Genomic DNA, 18,452 nt, shown 5'->3' on the forward strand with positions numbered 1-18,452 from the left:
CGCCCCGGGCGAACGGCCCGTACAGCCACCCCCAAGGGTCACGCCCCCGGCCAGAGCCCCGCCTCCGTCAGCCCCAGCAGGGCGATCGCGTTGCCCCGTACGATCCGCTCGACCACGTCCGGCGCCAGGTGGCCCATCTGCGCCTCCCCCACCTCCCTCGACTTCGGCCACGTCGAGTCCGAGTGCGGGTAGTCCGTCTCGTAGAGCACGTTCCCGACCCCGATGGCGTCGAGGTTCCGCAGCCCGAACGCGTCGTCGAAGAAGCAGCCGAAGACGTGCTCGGCGAAGAGTTCCGACGGCGGGCGGTGCACCTTCTCCGCGACCCCGCCCCAGCCCCGGTTCTCCTCCCACACCACGTCGGCCCGCTCCAGGATGTAGGGAATCCAGCCGATCTGCCCCTCCGCGTACATGACCTTGAGGTTCGGGAAGCGTTCGAACTTGCCGCTCATCAGCCAGTCCACCATCGAGAAGCAGCAGTTGGCGAAGGTGATCGTCGACCCGACCGCCGGCGGCGCGTCCGCCGAGGTCGACGGCATCCTGCTGGAGGAGCCGATGTGCATGGCGACGACCGTCCCGGTCTCATCGCAGGCCGCGAGGAAGGGGTCCCATGCGTCGGTGTGGATGGACGGCAGCCCCAGATGTGGGGGGATCTCCGAGAACGCCACCGCCCGCACCCCGCGCGCGGCGTTGCGCCGCACCTCGGCGGCGGCCAGTTCGGCGTCCCAGAGCGGGATGAGGGTGAGTGGTATGAGGCGGCCGTGCGCCTCGGGGCCGCACCACTCCTCGACCATCCAGTCGTTGTACGCGCGTACGCCGAGCAGCCCCAGTTCACGGTCCTTCGCCTCGGTGAAGGTCTGGCCGCAGAAGCGCGGGAAGGTGGGGAAGCACAGGGCGGACTGGACGTGGTTGACGTCCATGTCGGCGAGGCGGTCGGGCACGCTGAAGGAGCCGGGCCGCATCTGCTCGTAGGTGATGACCTCCAGCTTGATCTCGTCCCGGTCGTAGCCCACCGCCGTGTCGAGGCGGGTGAGGGGCCGGTGCAGGTCCTCGTACACCCACCAGTCGCCGATGGGTCCCTCGTCCCCCTTGTTTCCCATCACCGGAGCGAACTTCCCGCCCAGGAAAGTCATCTCCCTCAGTGGGGCGCGGACGACACGGGGGCCGCTGTCCCGGTACCTGGACGGGAGCCGGTCCCGCCAGACGTGAGGAGGTTCGACGGTGTGGTCGTCCACCGAGATGATCTTCGGGAAGCCCGCCGCGGGCTCCGCGGGATCAACGGGCTCCACGGGCTCCGTGCTCTCCATGGTCTCCATACGGGCCACGGTAGCGCCCAGCTGACGGTCCGTCAGCTACTCGTGCGTCGCCTCCTGGGGCGTACGGAAGCACGACGTCGCACGGAACGGCGTGCGAGGACCCTGTGAGAGCCGTCTCCCACGGCTGACGCATCCGCCGCGGACAAGGCAAACTGGCGGGGTGCACGAACCGAGGCACGGCCGAGGCCGCCCGAAGCGGGGCCGCGGCCCGTCCGAGGCATGACCGAAGAAGGCACGACGCGGGCAGGGCAGGCCCGCGACCGGCAGGACTTGGGAACGGCAGGGCGGCAGGGGGAGCGATGGTCGATGTACCGCGAGTACCGGAGCAGTGGCGTCCGGCCTCGGGGAACACCCCCGGGGCACGGACCGAGGGGCACCCCCCCGAGGTCCGGGCGTCACGCTTCAGCGTGCTCGGCCCGGTGCGCGCGTGGCACGGCACGGAGCAGCTCCAGACCGGTTCACCCCAGCAGCGGGCCCTGCTGGCGGCCCTCCTGCTGCGGGAGGGCCGCACGGCCACGGCCTCGGAGCTGATCGACGCCCTCTGGGGCGAGGAACCGCCCTCGCAGGCACTGGCGGCGGTCCGCACGTACGCGTCCCGGCTGCGCAAGGTGCTGCCCCCCGGTGTTCTCGTCAGCGAATCCGGCGGTTACTCGATCCAGGTCGCGGACGGCGCCCTCGACCTCGCCCTGGCGGAGGACCTCTGGGCGTCGGCCGAGAAGGCCCGCGGCGTGGGCGACCTCTGCCAGGCCCGCACGCTGCTGAACAAGGCCCTCGCCCTGTGGGACGGCGAGCCCCTGGCCGGCGTCCCCGGCCCCTACGCCGAGACGCAGCGCACCCGCCTCGACGAGTGGCGGCTCCAGCTCATCGAGTCGCGCCTCGACATGGACCTGGAGGTCGGCTGCCACGCGGAGGCCGTCTCCGAGCTGACCGCCCTGACGGCGGCCCACCCTTTGCGTGAGCGACTGCGCGAACTGCTGATGCTCGCGCTCTACCGCAGCGGCCGCCAGGCCGAGGCCCTCGCCGTCTACGCGGACACGCGCCGCCTGCTCGCCGACGAACTCGGCGTCGACCCGCGCCCCGGCCTCAAGGAACTCCAGCAGCGCATCCTCCAGGCGGACCCCGCGCTCGTCGAGTTCTCGGCGCCCTCCCCGGAGCCCACGGCGAAGCTGGTCCGCCCCGCGCAGCTCCCGGCGACCGTCCCCGACTTCACGGGCCGCGCCTCCTTCGTGGGCGAGCTGAGCGACATCCTGTCCGCCGCCGAGGGCCGCGTCATGGCGGTCTCGGCGCTGGCGGGCATCGGCGGCGTCGGCAAGACGACACTGGCCGTCCACGTCGCCCACGTGGCGCGCGCCCACTTCCCGGACGGCCAGCTCTACGTGGACCTCCAGGGCGCGGGCGCGAGGTCGGCGGAGCCGGAGACGGTGCTCGGCGCGTTCCTGCGGGCCCTCGGCACGGCCGACTCGGCGATCCCGGACTCCCTGGAGGAGCGGGCGGCGCTGTACCGCTCGGTCCTGGACGGCCGCAGGGTGCTGGTCGTCCTGGACAACGCGCGCGACGCGGCCCAGGTCAGGCCGCTGCTCCCCGGCATGGAGGGCTGCGCGGCCCTGGTCACCAGCCGGGTGCGCATGGTCGACCTGGCGGGCGCGCACCTGGTCGACCTGGACGTGATGTCCCCCGAGGAGGCCCTGCTGCTGTTCACCCGCATCGTCGGCGAGGAGCGGGTCACCTCCGAGCGGGAGGCCGCCCTCGACGTGGTGGCGGCGTGCGGCTTCCTGCCGCTCGCCATCCGGATCGCCGCGTCCCGCCTCGCGGCGCGCCGCACCTGGACGGTCTCGACGCTCGCCGCGAAGCTGGCGGACGAGCGGCGCCGCCTGGACGAACTCCAGGCGGGCGACCTCGCGGTCAAGGCCACCTTCGAACTCGGCTACGGCCAGCTGGAGCCGGCCCAGGCCAGGGCCTTCCGCCTGCTGGGCCTCGCGGACGGCCCCGACCTGTCCCTGGCGGCGGCCGCGGCCGTCCTCGACCTCCCCCTGGACGAGACGGAAGACCTCCTGGAGTCCCTGGTCGACACGTCCCTGGTGGAGTCGGCGGCGCCGGGCCGCTACCGCTACCACGACCTCGTACGCCTCTACGCGCGTGCCTGCGCCGAACGCGACGAACAGCCCCCGGGCGAACGGGAGGCGGCGATGTCGCGGCTCCTGGACTTCTACCTGGCGTCGGCGGCGCGGGTGTACGCCATCGAGCGGCCCGGGGACCGCACGGTGGACCACCTGGAGGTCACGGAACACGCGGGCCAGGACTTCGGCGACGACACCAAGGCCCTGGACTGGCTGCACGCGGAAGCGGCGTGCATCTTGGCGTGCGTACAGCAGTCCCTCGGCCCGAGCACGCTGCGCCGCGCGGTGGACCTGCTCCTCGCCTCCAAGGACCTGGCGGAGTCGGGGGCGAGTTCGCTGCGGTACGAACTGGCCGCGTCGGCCGCGCGGGACGCGGCCGCCGCGACGGCGGACGCCCACGCCGAGGGCCGGGCCCGGGTCACGCTGGCGCAGGTGCACAACAACGCGGGCCGTTTCGAGGCGGCACGGCTGGAGGCCGAGCAGGCCACAGCCCTCGACGGACTGGCCGACGACCCCTGGGCCAGCGGGAACGCCCTCAACGAACTGGGCATCATGGCCAACTGCCTGAACGAGCCCGAAGCCAGCGAGGCCTACCTCCTCCGGGCGATCGAGGCCTTCCGCGCCGACGACAACCGGGCGGGTGAGGCCAGCGCCCTGTGCAACCTCTCCCGCGTCCTGGTCACGCTGGGACGCACGTCCACGGCGATCGACCTCGTGCGCCAGGGCATCGCCATCTACGACGACCTCGGCCTCACCTTCCGTCTCGCGAACGCCCGCTACGCCCTCGGCATCGTCCTCAGCCACACCGGACGGCACCGCGCGGCCATGGACCAGTTGACCGAGGCCCTGCACGTGTTCGTGGACAACCGGCAGCGGCTGTGGGAGGGCACGACGCACTACCGCATCGCTCAGGTCCACCTGATGGCCGGGCGCTCCGCCCAGGCGGCGCAGCACGCGGAGCAGGCGCTCACCACAGGGTTCATCGGCGGTGACTGGATGCGGGCCAATGTCCTGACCGTGCTGGGCAAGGCCCTCGACCGGCTGAGCCAGCTCGACCGCGCCCGGGCGTGCTGGCGCGAGGCCCTCAGCATCCACGAGCGGACCGGAGCCCCTGAGACCGCGGAGGTGCGCCGCCTCCTGCACCCCGTCGCGGTGGCCTGACCCGTCCGCCCGCCGCGTTCATCGAACGTTTATGAGCGGCTGCCACTCTCAAGGCATCGATCCGTCGCGTCGGGGGGCAGACGGGTCGCCCTGGGCCCCACAGATTAGGGTGAGCGGCCCTGGAACGCCCGATCGGCGACCCTCGGGGGAGTTGCCGAGCGGGCGTTCTGCCCCACCGAACCGCCCAATCCACGGGAGTTCAGTAATGAGCGACGCCAAGATCAACCAGGACCTCACCACCATGGGGGACAGCCACATGCCGGCTCCGCCGAAGGACGGCCAGCTCGCCCCGCAGGGCGACAGCCACATGCCCGCCCCGCCGAAGGACGGCCGGCTCACCACGCAGGGCGACAGCCACATGCCCGCCCCGCCGGCCAAGGACGCCTAAAGACCTCATTCCCGACGGGGGTCGGCCGCGGCGGCGCGGAGGGGGAGCCGTCGCGGCCGACGCATGTCCGGGTGAGACCGGCGGGGCGGATGCCACGCCCGAGGGCGGCCGGAATCGAACGTTCGGCCACCCCGGCCAGTAGGGTCCACAACGCCGGAAGTCCCGTTGTACGACAAGGAGTTGGTATGACCCGCACCAAGAGGCTGCTCGTCGCGTGTGCCACCGTGGTCGCCGCCGGAGTCGCGGCAGCGACCCCGGCGTTCGCCGACGGCCACACCCCGACCGCCCCCTACGGTGACCGCGCACCGGTCACCGCACAGGACAGCCACGTGCCCACAGGGCCCCTGGGGGACGGCCACACGCCGACCTCCCCGAGAAGCTGACACCCGCGCCACCCCATGGGGCCGAGCCCACCGCTCGGCCCCATCGGTGTCACCGAGGACCGCGGCCCGGCCCGTAATTCCGTGGACACCGGTCGCCGCGCGGCGAATAGTGCCGCCCATGACTTCTCTCGTGCGCCACCTCACGTTCGACTCCCACGACGCCTACGGCCAGGGCACGTTCTGGGCCCAGGTGCTCGGCGGCAAGGTCTCCGACGACGACTTCCCCGGTGACCCCGAGGCCCTGGTGGAGGGCGGCGGCGTCACGCTGCTCTTCGTCACCGTGCCCGACGCCAAGACCGTCAAGAACCGGCTGCACGTCGACCTCCAGCCGCAGGACCGCACCCGCGACGAGGAGGTCGAGCGCATCCTCACCCTCGGCGCGCGCCTCGTCGACGACCAGCGCAAGCCCAACGGCCGCGGCTGGGCCGTCCTCGCCGACCCGGAAGGCAACGAGTTCTGCGTGGAGTGCAGCGAAGCCGAGCGCGCCGCCCTCACGGGCCAAGCGGGCTAGAGCGCCCGCCCCCGCAGCTCCCCCTTGACCACCTTGCCGCTCGCGTTCCTCGGCAGCTCCGCCACGAACTCGACGCCCCGCGGCACCTTGTAGTTCGCCATCTCCCGCCGCGACCAGGCGATGAGGTCGTCCGCCGTCACGACCGCGCCCGGGCGCCGCACCACGTACGCCTTGCCCACCTCGCCGAGCCGCGCGTCCGGCACACCGATCACCGCGACGTCCGCGACGTCGGGGTGGAGGCCGAGGAGCTGCTCTATCTCGGCCGGATAGGCGTTGAAGCCGCCGACGATGAACATGTCCTTGATCCGGTCGGTGACGCGGAGGTTGCCGTCCTCGTCGAGGACGCCGACGTCCCCGGTGCGCAGCCAGCCGTCCGGGGTGAGCGCGCGGGCCGTCCCTGCCGGGTCCTCGAAGTAGCCGCGCATGACGTGGTGGCCGCGGACGAGGATCTCGCCGGGGCGGCCGGGCGGCAGCGGACGCCCCTCGGGGGAGACCACCCGTACCTCCGTGTCCGGGATGGCGCGGCCCGACGTCGACGCGATGACCTCGGGCGGGTCGCCGCGCCGGCACATGGTGACGATGCCGCTCGCCTCCGAGAGGCCGTACGCGGTCAGGACCGTGCCCACCCGCAACTCACTGCGCAGCCGCTCCACCAGCTGGAGGGGGACGACCGCCGCGCCCGTCACCACAAGCCGCAGCGCCGACAGGTCGTGCTGGTCGCGGGCGGGGTGGTCGAGGATCGACTGGTGCAGGGTGGGCGGGCCCGGCAGGACGGAGACGCGCTCCGCGGCGATGTTGGCGAGGACGGTGTCGACGCTGAAGACCGGCTGCGGGACCATCGTGGCGCCCCGCGTCAGGCAGGCGATGATCCCCGCCTTGTAGCCGAAGGTGTGGAAGAAGGGGTTCACGATCAGGTAGCGGTCGCCTTCGCGCAGCCCCGCCAGTTCGCTCCACACGTCGTAGCAGCGCAGGGTCTGCGCGTGCGTGATCACGGCGCCCTTGGGGCGGCCGGTCGTGCCCGAGGTGAAGATGATGTCGGAGGGCGCCGAGCCGTCGACCGACTCCGCCCGCGCCCGGACCGTCGCCGCGTCCACGCCGTCGCCGCCCGCCAGGAACTCCTTCCAGGTGCGGAAGTCCTGCGGCGCGTCGTCGGCGAGGACGACCACCTGCTCCAGGTGCGGCAGGCCGGGCAGCGGCCCGCTCCCCGTCCCCTCGGCCGCCGCGCGGCGCAGGGAGGCGACGTACGACGTGCCGAGGAAGGTGTCGGTGACGAAGAGGAGCTTGGCGCGGCTGCGGGCCAGGACGTAGGCGGCCTCGGCGCCCTTGAAGCGGGTGTTCAGCGGGACGAGGACGGCGCCGGCCGAGACCGCGCCGAGTGCGCAGACGATCCAGTCGAGGGTGTTGGGCGCCCAGACGGCGACGCGGTCGCCCGGCTCGACGCCGTGGGCGACGCAGGCGGCCGCCGCGTGCTCCACGCGCCGCCCGAGCTGTCCGTACGAGACGCGGGTGCGGCCCTCCACGACCGCCTCCCGGTCGCCGTACCGCCCGGCGGCCGCCCGGACCAGCCCCGGGATGCTGCCCCACCGCAGGTCACCGCGCATCGCAAGTCCTCCCACCACAGCAGCTGACTGACCGTCAGATTAGCGGTAGCCTGACGCCCTGTCAGCAGCCGCTTCGGTCAGGGGCGCTGGCCAGTTGCCCGTCTCCCGGAGGTGCCGCTCCCCATGCCCTCGTTCAAGGACGCCACAGCGATCGTCGGGATAGGCCAGACCGCCTTTGCCCGCCAACTCCCGGAGAGCGAGAAGACGTTGGCGTGCCGGGCGATCCTCGCCGCGCTCGACGACGCGGGCATCGCGCCGTCCGAGGTGGACGCCTTCGCCTCGTACACGATGGAGGAGACCGACGAGGTCGAGGTCGCCAAGGCCATCGGCGCCGGCGACGTCACCTTCTTCAGCAAGGTCGGCTACGGCGGCGGCGGTTCGTGCGCGACCGTCGGCCACCTCGCCGCCGCCATCGCCACCGGCCAGGCGAGCGTCGGCGTCGCCTGGCGCTCCCGCAAACGCGGCAGCGGCCCCCGCCCCTGGACGAACACCACCGTCCAGCTCCCCACGCCCGCCCAGTGGACCCGACCCTTCGGCCTGCTGCGCCCCGCCGACGAGATCGCGATGCTAGCGCGGCGCCACATGCACGAGTACGGCACCACCCGCGACCACCTCTTCAACGTCGCCCTCGCCTGCCGCAACCGCGCCAACCAGAACCCCGCCGCGATGATGTACGACCGTCCGCTGACCCGCGACATGTATATGACGTCACGCTGGATCAGCGAACCGCTCTGCCTCTTCGACAACTGCCTGGAGACGGACGGCGCGCTGGCGTGCGTGGTCGTGTCGGCCGAGCGGGCCCGCGACTGCCGCCACCGGCCCGTGTACGTCCACTCCGCCGCACAGGGCCTGCCCGCGCAGCACCACGGCATGGTCAACTACTGGACCGACGACCCGCTCTCCGGACCCGCCTGGACGGCCGCCCGGCACCTGTGGAAGCAGGCCGACTTCGGCCCCGAGGACGTGGACGTCGCCCAGATCTACGACGCGTTCACCGCCCTCATCCCGCTCTCCCTGGAGGGCTACGGCTTCTGCGGACGCGGCGAGGGCGGCGCGTTCACCGAGGGCGGCGCCCTGGAGAGCGGCGGCCGACTCCCCATCAACACCGGCGGCGGCGGCCTCAGCGAGGCGTACGTCCACGGCTTCAACCTCATCAACGAGGGCGTGAAGCAGCTGCGGGGCACGTCGACGGCACAGGTCCCGGATGCCGCGACGTGCCTGGTCACGGCGGGCGAGGGCGTCCCGACGTCAGCGCTGCTGCTGCGGGCCCCGTGACCGCGCTGTCTTTGAAGGCCCGCGAGGGGCCTTCAGGGGCGCGGGGAACTGCGCGAGCAACCACATCCCACCCGCACCCGGCAAAGGACCACACATGGCAGACGCGACGACGGCCACACCCGAACCCCTCCTCCGGCCCACCCCTGACGACGACGGCACCCCCTTCTGGCACTACGCCGCCCAAGGCGAACTCCGCGTACAAGCCTGCGCAGCCCCCAGCTGCGCAGAACTCCGCTTCCCACCCCGCCCCTGCTGCCCCCACTGCCAGTCCTTCGACAGCGAATGGCGCAGGATGAGCGGCCACGGCCGCATCTGGTCGTACGTCGTCCCCCACCCGCCCCTCCTCCCCGCCTACGCCGCACAGGCCCCGTACAACGCGATCGTCGTCGAGCTGGCCGACGCCCCGCACATCCGCCTCGTCGGCAACCTCGTCACGGCCCCCGACGCCCCGCTGAACTCCGTCGACCCCGCGCGGCTGCGCATCGGCGCCAAGGTGCAGGTCGTCTTCGCGGAGGTGGCCGGGATGACGGTCCCGCGCTGGGTCCTGGAGCGGCCGTGACACCGGCGGGTGCGCTGCGGACCAGCGCCGACAAGGACACGGGCGTGGCGGTCCTCACCCTCGACCGCCCGGAGCGGCATAACGCCGTGGACCTGGCGACGGCGGCCGAACTGGGCGCGGCCTGGCGGAAGTTCCGGTACGACGACTCCGTACGCGCGATCGTGGTGACCGGAGCGGGCGACAAGGCCTTCTGCACGGGCATCGACCGCGCCGCGCACGTACCGCAGCCGCCCTCCCCCTACTCGATCGACGACCCGCTCCGCACGATCGGCCCGAAGGCGAACGACCTCTGGAAGCCGGTGATCGCCGCTGTCAACGGCATGGCGTGCGGGGGCGCCTTCTACCTCCTGGGCGAGGCCGAGTTCCTGGTCGCGGACGAGCACGCCACGTTCTTCGACCCGCACACCACGTACGGCATGGTCAGCGCGTACGAGACGGTCCACATGGCGCAGCGCATGCCGTTCGGCGAGGCCGCCAGGATGGCGCTGATGGGCACGGCCGAACGGATCTCCGCGCGCAGGGCGTACGAGACCGGCCTGGTCTCCGAGGTCACCCCGCCGGGCGGCGCGGTGGCGGCGGCCGTACGGGCCGCCGAGACCATCGCCTCCTACCCGACGGAGGCGGTGCAGGGCACGGTCAGGGCCCTGTGGTCGGCGAAGGAGGCCGCCCGTGCCCAGGCCCTGGCCCACGCCCCCCATCTGATCGCCCTCGGGAGCCTGCCGCCCGAGCGGCAGGCGGAGCTGTTCGGGGCACGGCGGGGCCGCGGCTTCCGGACCCGGTAGCCCGCGCGGCGAAGGGCGTGCCGCCGCGTGGCGGCGGGGACGCACCCGGCGTAGCGTCCATCGTGAGAGGAGGCCCCGGCATGGTCCGCAACGTCCTCGGGACGGTCCTCGCTCTCATCGGAGCGACGGCCGCCGTATGGAGCCCCTTCCGAGCCTGGTACGACGGCCGTCTCGGACGCCACTTCCGTCTCTCCGAACTCTTCTCGGGCGGCGGCATCACGGCCGCCCACGCCGAACTCTTCGCCTCGCTCTTCCTGCCCTTCGCCCTCGCGGCGCTGCTGACGTCGGCCGGACTGCTGCTGCGGTCCCGGCTGCCGGTGGCGTTCGCGGGCGTCGTCGTCCTCGGCTTCGCGGTGCTGTGGATGGTCCGCCAGGGCCAGGCGGCGGGCAGCCTCTCCGTGTCCGGCGACGACTCGGGCCTCGGCCTCGGCGTCCTCGCCGCACTGGTCGGCGGCGTCCTGCTGCTGCTCGCGTCGGCGCTGCTGACCGGCCGCCCCCGCGCCCCAAGGCCGCCGCCCGACGACGACACCTACCCCCAGCCGAAACCACGCCGCTTCGGAGCCCGCCGCCTCCACAACCGCTCACCGCACCACGCGGAGGAAACCCGGCCGGGCCCGAACCCGTACGCCCACGACGACGGCCGCAACCGCTGAGTAGGGGTCGGTGCCGGGCCCGCCGGGGGTCCTACGGCGACGACCGCAACCGCCCAGTGCCCGCTCCTACAGCAACAATCCCAGCCGCCGAGTGCCCGTACCCACGACGACCACAGCCGCCAAGCGCCCGCTCCCAAGGCACTGGTCGCACCCGCCCCGTGCCCGCTCCTACGGCGACAATCACAGCCGCCGAGTGTCGGGCGGGTGGGTGGGAGGCGTCCGCCGCGCAGCGGCGGCGCGGACCGGATTCGGCCCGCACCCGAAAACCCCCGGCCCCAACCCCAGGGCACCCCAGGACAGGGGCCCCGCCCCTACGTCCGGGGCGACGTCCCCGTCCCCCGCTCCGCGTCCAACGCGTACACACAACGATCCTTGCTGCACGCGTACACCACCCCGTCCCGCACCACCGGCGCCCCCGTGATCTCCCCACCGGTCGCCAGCTTCCACCGCAGCCGCCCGTCGTCGGCCTTCAACGTGTACAGCAGGTGATCCGTGGACCCGAAGTGGATGCGCCGGTCGGCCACGACAGGCGTGCCGACGACCTCGCCACCGGCCTGGAACCGCCACTTCGGGGTGCCGGTCACGGCGTCCAGGGTGTAGAGCCCCTTGCCGCTGCCCACATGGACGTGGCCGTCCGCGACGAGGACGGGCTCGACGGACGACCGGGACTCCGTGGCGATGCGCCAGCGGTCACGGCCGTCCGTGGCGTCGAGCGCGTACACCGTTCCGAGGTAGTCGGCGAGGTACACCCCGCCGCCCGTGACGGCGGGCCCCGGCGCGAACGCGGGCGGGCACAGGAACGCGGCGGGCGCCTCGAAGTGCCAGCGCACATGCCCGGCGGCCACGTCGATGGCGAGGACGCGGGTGCCGGCGGAGACGTACACGTAGCCGTCCGGCGCCTGGGTGACCCGCACGGGGACCCCGCCGCAGGAGGCCGCGTCGCCCACGGGGTACGACCAGCGCTCCTCGCCGGTCCGCGCCTCCAGCGCCCGCAGCCGCGCGTCCTTCCAGACGTACACCGTGCCGTCGAACACGGCGGGCCCGGCCTCCGGGGTCTCGAAGTCGGTCTGCGCGCCGGTGATCTCCCAGAGCTTCTCGCCGTTGGCGGCCTCCCAGGCCTGGACGCCGCCGCCGCGGGTGCCGGTGACGACCGTGCCGCGGGCGGCCTGGAGGGAGTACACCCACGCGTCGGTCGGCAGCCGCCACAGGTCGGTGCCGTCGGCGCCGTCGAGGGCATAGAGGGTGGGGCCGTCGGAGGCGTGGATACGTCCGTCGGCCACCGCCATGGACCAGGCGACGTCCCGTGTCTTGAAGCTGCGGCGGCCGCTGGCGACGTCCAGCGCGTGGACCTCGAAGGAGGTGACGTAGACGAGGTTGCCGGCGACCGCGGGCGTGCCCCACACGTCGTTGGACATCCGGAACCGCCACGGCCGCCACGACTTCGCCCCGGCGTCGGGCGCCGCGGCGGGCGCGGGCACGGCGGGTGCCTGCGCGGCGGCGCCGTTGGGCCCGCCCTTGGGCGCCGAGGACCGCGACCAGGACGCGGCGAGCCCGTGGTCGACGGGCACGGCGGCGGCGCGGGAGCCGGCGACGCGCGGCCCGGGCCCGATCGGCACCTTCCCCCCGGCGAGCCGCACGGGCCCCGCGTCGGGTGTGCCCGCGAACGGTGCCTGGGACGGCGCGGGCGGCGGCTGCTGCGGAGGCGGCGGCGCGGTGACCGGCACCGGAGCGGGGGCGGGGGCGGCACCCCGGCCGCCGCTGCGCCCGGCGGTGGCCGGGACCCGGGCGGGAGGCCGGCCGTTCCTGCGGGCCTCGATGAGCGCGACGGCCCGCTCCGGCAGCCAGGCGGAGGCCGTGCCGCTGTCGTCGTTGCCCGCGCTCTCGGAGGCGAAGAGGTGCGGGGCGAGCTGCGCCTGGAGGTCGGCGGGGCTGGGCCGCAGCGCCGCCTCCATCTGCATGCACGACTCGATCAGCGGGCGCAGCTCGTCCGGCAGCCCTTCGAGGTCGGGGCCCTCCCGGAGCAGCATGAAGACCGTCTCGACGGGGTTGGCGCCGTGGAAGGGGGCGTGCCCGGTCGCGGCGAAGACGAGCGTGGAGCCGAGCGAGAAGACGTCGCTGGCGCCGGTCACGCTGCGCGAGTCCTTCGCCTGCTCGGGTGACATGTACGCGGGTGTGCCCACGGCGACGTTGGTCATCGTCAGCCGGGTGTTGGAGACGCCGGACGCGATGCCGAAGTCGATGACGCGCGGGCCGTCCTCGACGACGAGGACGTTGGACGGCTTGAGGTCACGGTGGACCAGGCCGGCGCCGTGGATGGACTCCAGCGCCTCGGCCACGCCCGCCGCCAGCCACCGCACCGCCTGGGTGGGCAGCGGCCCGTGTTCGTTCACTATTTCTTCGAGGGAGGGCGCGGGGACGTACGCGGTGGCGAGCCACGGCACGGCGGCCCGCGGGTCGGCGTCCACCACGGCGGCGGTGTAGAAGCCGGAGACGGCGCGGGCGGCCTCGACCTCGCGCGTGAAGCGGACGCGGAACAGCTGGTCCTCGGCGAGTTCGGTCCGCACCGTCTTGATCGCCACGCGCCGCCCCGACGCGGAGCGTGCGAGATAGACCAGACCCATGCCACCGGCGCCCAGCCTGCCGAGGACCTCGAACGGGCCGATCCGCCTCGGATCGTGCTGCGTCAGCTGATCCACCACTTGCCCTGCCACCTCCCCGTACGCGGCCGCCGAAGAAGACAGCCCCGTGCAGCGTCTCACCACCCGAGCCGCTACGGCGGCACGCACCCTGATTCTTCCTGTCCGAGGCGGCCGTGGCGAACCCGGGGCGAGATCGGGGTGTCTCGGGGTGACTGGGGGTGTCTGGGGGTTTCCCGGGACAAAAGACCCACGGGTGACGCTCCGCGCGGCAGCCTCAGTCCTGTAGGACAGCGAAGGTCGCCCCTTGGTTGTCCCTGAGCACCGCGATACGCCCGTACGGGATGTCGTGGGGCGGCACCTGCACACGGCCGCCGAGCCGGGTGACGGCCGCGGCCGTCGCGTCGGCGTCGGTGACATTGAAGTAGACGAGGAAGTGCGGGGGCGTCTCGGGCGTGCTGTAGCCGTCGGTGGCCGGGGACATCAGACTGCGGCCGCCGACGGCGGTCTCGGGCCCGGCCTGGGCGCCTGGCGGGGACCAGGTGCGGAAGGGGACGCCGTCGAGGTCGAGGTCGAAGCCGCCGTATCCGAAGACGCCCTCGTAGAAGGGGTCGACCCGGTCCTTGTCCCGCGAGTAGACCTCCGTCCAGCAGTACGAGCCGGGCTCCCGCTGCTTGCCGAAGCCCTGGTGCGTGCCGCCCTGCCAGATCCCGAAGACGGCGCCCTCGGGGTCGGCGGCGAGGCCCACCGTCCCGGCGGGGCCGACCGGCATGGGCTCCCGGACCATGGAGCCGCCCGCGCGCCTGACGCGCCCGGCGAGGGCGGCGGCGTCGGGGGTCGCGAGGTAGACGGTCCAGACGGTGGGCATGCGGCCGTCGGTCTTGGGCGCGAGCGCGGCGACGGGCAGGCCGTCGCTGTGGGCCAGGGTGTACTGCCCGTACGCCGACCCGGCCCCCGCCCCGGCCTCGGCCCTCTCGGCGAAGGCCCACCCGAACAGCTCGCCGTAGAACCGCTTGCCGCCCTCCACGTCGGGGAGCATCGCGTCGACCCAGCAGGGCACGCCCTCCGCGTATCCGCCCGCTGTGTCCTGCTCTGCGTAGTCCATGCCGTTCAAGCTAACCGCCCCGCACGGCACCCGCAGCTCACATATCCGAACACTTGATCGAGTCTTGCGTCGAGTCGTGCGGGGTCCACTTTCCGCCACCCCCGTGCGCCCCCACCCGGCCGCGACCTGCCCCAACCCCATTTGCACTCGGCCGAATCGCGCTCCGATCACCCCTCGGTAAGCTGACGGCATGACAGGACAGGTACGTACCGTCGACGGCCGCGTGGCCGGTCGGCGCGGTCAGGCGACGCGTCAGAAGCTGCTCGACTGCCTCAGCGAGATGCTCAGCTCCTCGCCCTATCGGGACGTCAAAGTCATCGACGTGGCCCGGAGGGCGGGGACTTCACCGGCGACCTTCTACCAGTACTTCCCGGACGTCGAGGGCGCCGTCCTGGAGATCGCCGAGCAAATGGCGGCCGAGGGCGCCGAGTTGACCCAGCTGCTCGAAGGGCGCTCCTGGGTCGGCAAGGCGGGCTGGCAGACCTCCCAGGAGCTGGTCGAGGGCTTCCTCGACTTCTGGCGAAAGAACGACGCGATCCTCCGCGTCGTCGACCTCGGCGCGGCCGAGGGCGACAAGCGCTTCTACAAGATCCGGATGAAGATCCTCAATTCGGTCAACAACTCCCTTACGGACACCGTCAAGGAGCTGCAGGCCAAGGGCAAGGTCGACAAGGACGTCAGCCCGGCGGCCATGGCGGGTTCGATCGTCGCGATGCTGGCGGCGGTCGCCTCGCACCAGCGCGGCTTCCAGACGTGGGGCGTCAAACAGCACGAACTCAAGCCCAATTTGGCGATGTTGGTGCATCTGGGCGTCACCGGCAAAAAGCCGACGAAGTAGCGGCCCCCTCCAGTCCTGTCAGCCCGGCGGCGGATCACTCAGGTGGTCCGCCGTCGCGGTCTCCGCTCCAGGCGGAAGAGCCTGATCTCCCGCTCCACCCGCGACTGGTACGCGGCGTACGGCGGCCAGAACGCGAGCGCCGCCTCCCAGGCCGCCGCCCGCTCCTCCCCCGTCAACAGCCGTGCCCGGACCGGGACGTCCGCACCGCGCCAGTTGACCGAGGCCTCCGGGTGCGCGAGCAGGTTCGCGGTCCACGCCGGGTGGCCGGGCCGCCCGAAGTTGGACCCGATCAGCACCCATCCGCCGCCCTTCTCGTCGGGCACGCACGCCAGCGGCGTACGTCTTGGCAGTCCGCTCTTCGCGCCCCGCGTCGTCAGGACGAGGCCGGGCAGCATCTTCCCGCTGAGCAGTACCTTGCCGCGGGTCAGCCGGTGCACGGCACGGTCCAGCGCGGGGACGACGTGCGGGGCGAGCTTCGCGAAGGCGCGGGTGGCGGACACCTTCTGCACCAGGCGCAGCCCGGCCGCCGTCCGCGCCGGGCGTGGGTTGGGCGGCATCAGACGGCCTCCCGGAGGGCATCGCCCGCGAACAGCCCGGCCCGTTCCGCCGCCCGCGCCCGCAGGCGGTGCGCGGGCCCGAAGAGCAGCTCGTCGCCGGAGGCCCGCTTGAAGTAGAGATGCGCCTCGTGCTCCCAGGTGAAGCCGATGCCGCCGTGCAGCTGCACGGCTTCCGACGCGGCGGTCCGCAGCGCGTCGAGCCCCTGCGCGAGCGCCAGCGCGCCGGCCCGCTCGGCGCCCTGCCCGCCGGACCCCGCGGCCCGCGCCCCGGCCGCCCAGGCCGCGTAGTACGCGGCCGACCGGGCCGCCTGCACCTGTACGTACACCTCCGCGAGGCGGTGCTTGACGGCCTGGAAGGACCCGATCGCCCGCCCGAACTGCTCGCGCCGGCGCACGTACTCGACGGTCCTCTCCAGCGCGCGGTCCGCGGCCCCGACGGCCTCGGCGGCGAGCACGGTGGCGGCGACGTCCCCGGCGGCGGCGAGTGCACCCGGCACGTCACCCTCGGCATTCCCCAGCAACTCGGCCCGCACGTCCCGCAGTTCGACGCGCGCCCGGGCGCGCGTCTCGTCGAGCGAGGTCTGCCGCGCCCGCGCCATGCCGGTCGCACCCCCGCGCACCAGGAAGAGGAGGGTACGGGAGCGGGCGAAGCCTCCCGCGTGCGCGGCGACGACGAGGAGCCCCGCGCTGTGCCCGTCGAGCACCTGCTCGGCCTGCCCGTACAGCCGCCACGTCCCGCCCTCCTCCCTTGCCTGTACACCGCCCGCGCGACCGCCACCGGACCAGTCACCGGCGTTGTCGCCGACAAGCCCGAGGGCGGTGGCGAGCCCGGTGCCGGGTACGGCGAGCGCGGCGGCCAGCTCCCCCGCGGCGATCCGGGGCAGGTGCGCGGCGCGCTGCTCCTCGGTGCCGAGGGCGAGGATCAGCGGGGCGGCGAGGACGGCGGTGGCCAGCAGCGGGGACGGGGCGAGGGCGCGGCCCAGCTCCTCGCAGCCGAGGGCCAGCTCCGCGGCCGTGCAGCCGACACCTCCGTACGCCTCGGGAAGGGCGAGCCCCGGCAGGCCGAGCTGTTCGGCGAGGGCGGACCACAGGGCCGGGTCGTGTCCGCGAGGGGTGCGAACGGCGGCCTTGACGTCGTCGGGCCCGCAGCGCTTGGTGACCAGTTCGCGCAGGGTGCGGCGGATCTCGTCCTGCTCCGCGCTGAAGGCGGCGTCCATCGGTGGGCTCCTCCCCCGGGTCCGGCGACCGGACCTGAACCTGTATCTGACGGGCCGTCATGTTAGGTGCGCGGCACGGAGATGCCCAGAGCGGGGACGAGCCGATCCGGCCCACCTCTCCTTAGGCCGCGCAAAACTGATGTACCGTCAGATTCATGCCCACCGCCAGCCGCTCCGCCCGCCGCAAGGTCGCTGTCGTCGGTGTCGCCCTCTCGGACTGCGGGCGGGTCGACGAGGCCACGCCCTACGCCCTGCACGCCCAGGCGGCCCGCCGCGCGCTCGCCGACTCGGGCCTCGGCCGCGAGGTGGTCGACGGACTCGCCTCCGCGGGCCTCGGCACGCTGGCGCCCGTGGAGGTCGCCGAGTACCTCGGCCTCCGGCCCCGCTGGGTGGACTCCACCTCCGTGGGCGGCTCCACCTGGGAGGTCATGGCCGCGCACGCGACGGAGGCGATAGCGGCGGGCCGGGCGAACGCCGTGCTCCTCGTCTACGGCTCCACCGCCCGCGCGGACATCAAGGCGGGGCGCCGCACGTCGAACCTCTCCTTCGGCGCACGGGGCCCGGCCCAGTTCGAGGTCCCGTACGGACACACCCTGATCGCCAAGTACGCGATGGCCGCGCGCCGCCACATGCACGAGTACGGCACGACCCTGGAACAGCTCGCCTCCGTCGCCGTCCAGGCGCGGGCCAACGCGGCGGCCAACCCCGACGCGATGTTCCGCGACCCGATCACGGTGGACGAGGTGCTGGCCGGTCCGATGATCGCGGACCCGTTCACCAAGCTGCACTGCTGCATACGGTCCGACGGCGGCTGCGCGGTGCTGCTCGCCGCCGAGGAGTACGTGGCGGACTGCGCCTCGCAGCCGGTGTGGGTCCTCGGGGCGGGCGAACACGTGTCGCACACGACGATGTCGGAGTGGGACGACTTCACGGTCTCCCCGGCGGCGGTGAGCGGCCGGCTCGCCTTCGAACGGGCGGAGGTGCGGCCCCAGGACATCGACGTGGCCCAGATCTACGACGCGTTCACCTACATGACGCTGGTGACGCTGGAGGACCTCGGCTTCTGCGGGAAGGGCGAGGGCGGCGCCTTCGTGGAGCAGGGCCGCCTGCTGCGTACGGGCGGCCTCCCGACCAACACGGACGGCGGCGGCCTGTCCGCACAGCACCCGGGCATGCGCGGCCTGTTCCTGCTGGTGGAAGCGGCCCGGCAGCTGCGCGGCCAGGCGGGCGAGGGCCAGGTCAGACGCCCTGACGGCACGCTGCCGGAGCTGGCGGTGGCATCGGGGACGGGCGGGTGGTTCTGCTCGTCGGGGACGGTGGTGCTGGGGCGGGGATGACGCGGCGCCTCTGGTGCCC

16 protein-coding genes are annotated in these 18,452 nt (G+C 73.4%); 10 read left to right on the plus strand and 6 right to left on the minus strand.

Going from position 1 to position 18,452, the window contains the following annotated elements; translation table 11 throughout:
- Positions 1–38: 38 nt before the first annotated feature.
- Positions 39–1,304: an amidohydrolase family protein gene (locus tag J2N69_RS15500; protein WP_230904740.1), complete on the minus strand. Its 1,266-nt coding sequence runs from the start codon at positions 1,302–1,304 to the stop codon at positions 39–41.
- A 308-nt stretch (positions 1,305–1,612) separates the two neighbouring features.
- On the opposite strand from J2N69_RS15500, the gene J2N69_RS15505 reads away from it, so the two are divergent.
- From J2N69_RS15505 to J2N69_RS15520, 4 genes are all read left to right on the plus strand, one after another.
- The gene (locus tag J2N69_RS15505; RefSeq protein WP_230901290.1) at positions 1,613–4,591 is read left to right on the plus strand and encodes an SARP-family global regulator AfsR; all 2,979 of its coding nucleotides are present in this window, start codon (positions 1,613–1,615) and stop codon (positions 4,589–4,591) included.
- A 205-nt stretch (positions 4,592–4,796) separates the two neighbouring features.
- A complete protein-coding gene (locus tag J2N69_RS15510; protein WP_230901291.1) occupies positions 4,797–4,979 on the plus strand; it encodes a sigma-like protein in 183 nt (60 codons plus the stop codon).
- Positions 4,980–5,164: 185 nt separating this feature from the next.
- A complete protein-coding gene (locus J2N69_RS15515; protein ID WP_230901292.1) occupies positions 5,165–5,362 on the plus strand; it encodes a hypothetical protein in 198 nt (65 codons plus the stop codon).
- A 118-nt stretch (positions 5,363–5,480) separates the two neighbouring features.
- On the plus strand, positions 5,481–5,873 hold the full coding sequence (locus J2N69_RS15520; protein ID WP_230901293.1) for a VOC family protein: 393 nt from the start codon (positions 5,481–5,483) through the stop codon (positions 5,871–5,873).
- Here J2N69_RS15520 and J2N69_RS15525 read toward each other — a convergent pair.
- Positions 5,870–7,474 (minus strand): FadD3 family acyl-CoA ligase, encoded by a 1,605-nt coding sequence (locus J2N69_RS15525; RefSeq protein WP_230901294.1) that lies wholly within the window; start codon positions 7,472–7,474, stop codon positions 5,870–5,872. The two genes, J2N69_RS15520 and J2N69_RS15525, sit on opposite strands and share 4 nt — an antisense overlap.
- A gap of 123 nt (positions 7,475–7,597) precedes the next feature.
- Here J2N69_RS15525 and J2N69_RS15530 point away from each other — a divergent pair, with 123 nt between their 5' ends.
- From J2N69_RS15530 to J2N69_RS15545, 4 genes are all read left to right on the plus strand, one after another.
- The gene (locus J2N69_RS15530; protein ID WP_230901295.1) at positions 7,598–8,749 is read left to right on the plus strand and encodes a lipid-transfer protein; all 1,152 of its coding nucleotides are present in this window, start codon (positions 7,598–7,600) and stop codon (positions 8,747–8,749) included.
- A gap of 94 nt (positions 8,750–8,843) precedes the next feature.
- Complete coding sequence (locus tag J2N69_RS15535) at positions 8,844–9,308, plus strand: Zn-ribbon domain-containing OB-fold protein (RefSeq protein WP_230901296.1); 465 nt, start codon at positions 8,844–8,846, stop codon at positions 9,306–9,308.
- Positions 9,287–10,090, plus strand: a complete 804-nt coding sequence (locus J2N69_RS15540) for an enoyl-CoA hydratase/isomerase family protein (protein ID WP_408056895.1) — start codon at positions 9,287–9,289, stop codon at positions 10,088–10,090. The genes J2N69_RS15535 and J2N69_RS15540 overlap by 22 nt, the downstream gene beginning before the upstream one ends.
- Positions 10,091–10,170: 80 nt before the next feature.
- Complete coding sequence (locus J2N69_RS15545) at positions 10,171–10,743, plus strand: hypothetical protein (RefSeq protein WP_230901298.1); 573 nt, start codon at positions 10,171–10,173, stop codon at positions 10,741–10,743.
- A 311-nt stretch (positions 10,744–11,054) separates the two neighbouring features.
- Here the strand turns inward: J2N69_RS15545 and J2N69_RS15550 are convergent, their stop codons facing one another.
- Positions 11,055–13,442, minus strand: coding sequence for a protein serine/threonine kinase AfsK (locus J2N69_RS15550; protein WP_230901299.1), 2,388 nt, complete (start codon positions 13,440–13,442; stop codon positions 11,055–11,057).
- Between the two features lie 214 nt (positions 13,443–13,656).
- A complete protein-coding gene (locus J2N69_RS15555; RefSeq protein WP_230901300.1) occupies positions 13,657–14,484 on the minus strand; it encodes a VOC family protein in 828 nt (275 codons plus the stop codon).
- 190 nt (positions 14,485–14,674) lie between these two features.
- On the opposite strand from J2N69_RS15555, the gene J2N69_RS15560 reads away from it, so the two are divergent.
- Positions 14,675–15,322, plus strand: a complete 648-nt coding sequence (locus J2N69_RS15560) for a TetR/AcrR family transcriptional regulator (protein ID WP_230901301.1) — start codon at positions 14,675–14,677, stop codon at positions 15,320–15,322.
- A gap of 38 nt (positions 15,323–15,360) precedes the next feature.
- On the opposite strand, the gene J2N69_RS15565 is transcribed toward J2N69_RS15560, so the two are convergent.
- Complete coding sequence (locus J2N69_RS15565) at positions 15,361–15,879, minus strand: nitroreductase family deazaflavin-dependent oxidoreductase (RefSeq protein WP_230901302.1); 519 nt, start codon at positions 15,877–15,879, stop codon at positions 15,361–15,363.
- Positions 15,879–17,096, minus strand: coding sequence for an acyl-CoA dehydrogenase family protein (locus J2N69_RS15570; RefSeq protein WP_230901303.1), 1,218 nt, complete (start codon positions 17,094–17,096; stop codon positions 15,879–15,881). The genes J2N69_RS15565 and J2N69_RS15570 overlap by 1 nt, the downstream gene beginning before the upstream one ends.
- Before the next feature lie 155 nt (positions 17,097–17,251).
- On the opposite strand from J2N69_RS15570, the gene J2N69_RS15575 reads away from it, so the two are divergent.
- Complete coding sequence (locus tag J2N69_RS15575) at positions 17,252–18,433, plus strand: thiolase C-terminal domain-containing protein (protein ID WP_230901304.1); 1,182 nt, start codon at positions 17,252–17,254, stop codon at positions 18,431–18,433.
- Positions 18,434–18,452 lie beyond the last annotated feature (19 nt).

It is taken from the genome of Streptomyces huasconensis, assembly GCF_021028635.1.
Lineage (GTDB): Bacteria > Actinomycetota > Actinomycetes > Streptomycetales > Streptomycetaceae > Streptomyces > Streptomyces huasconensis.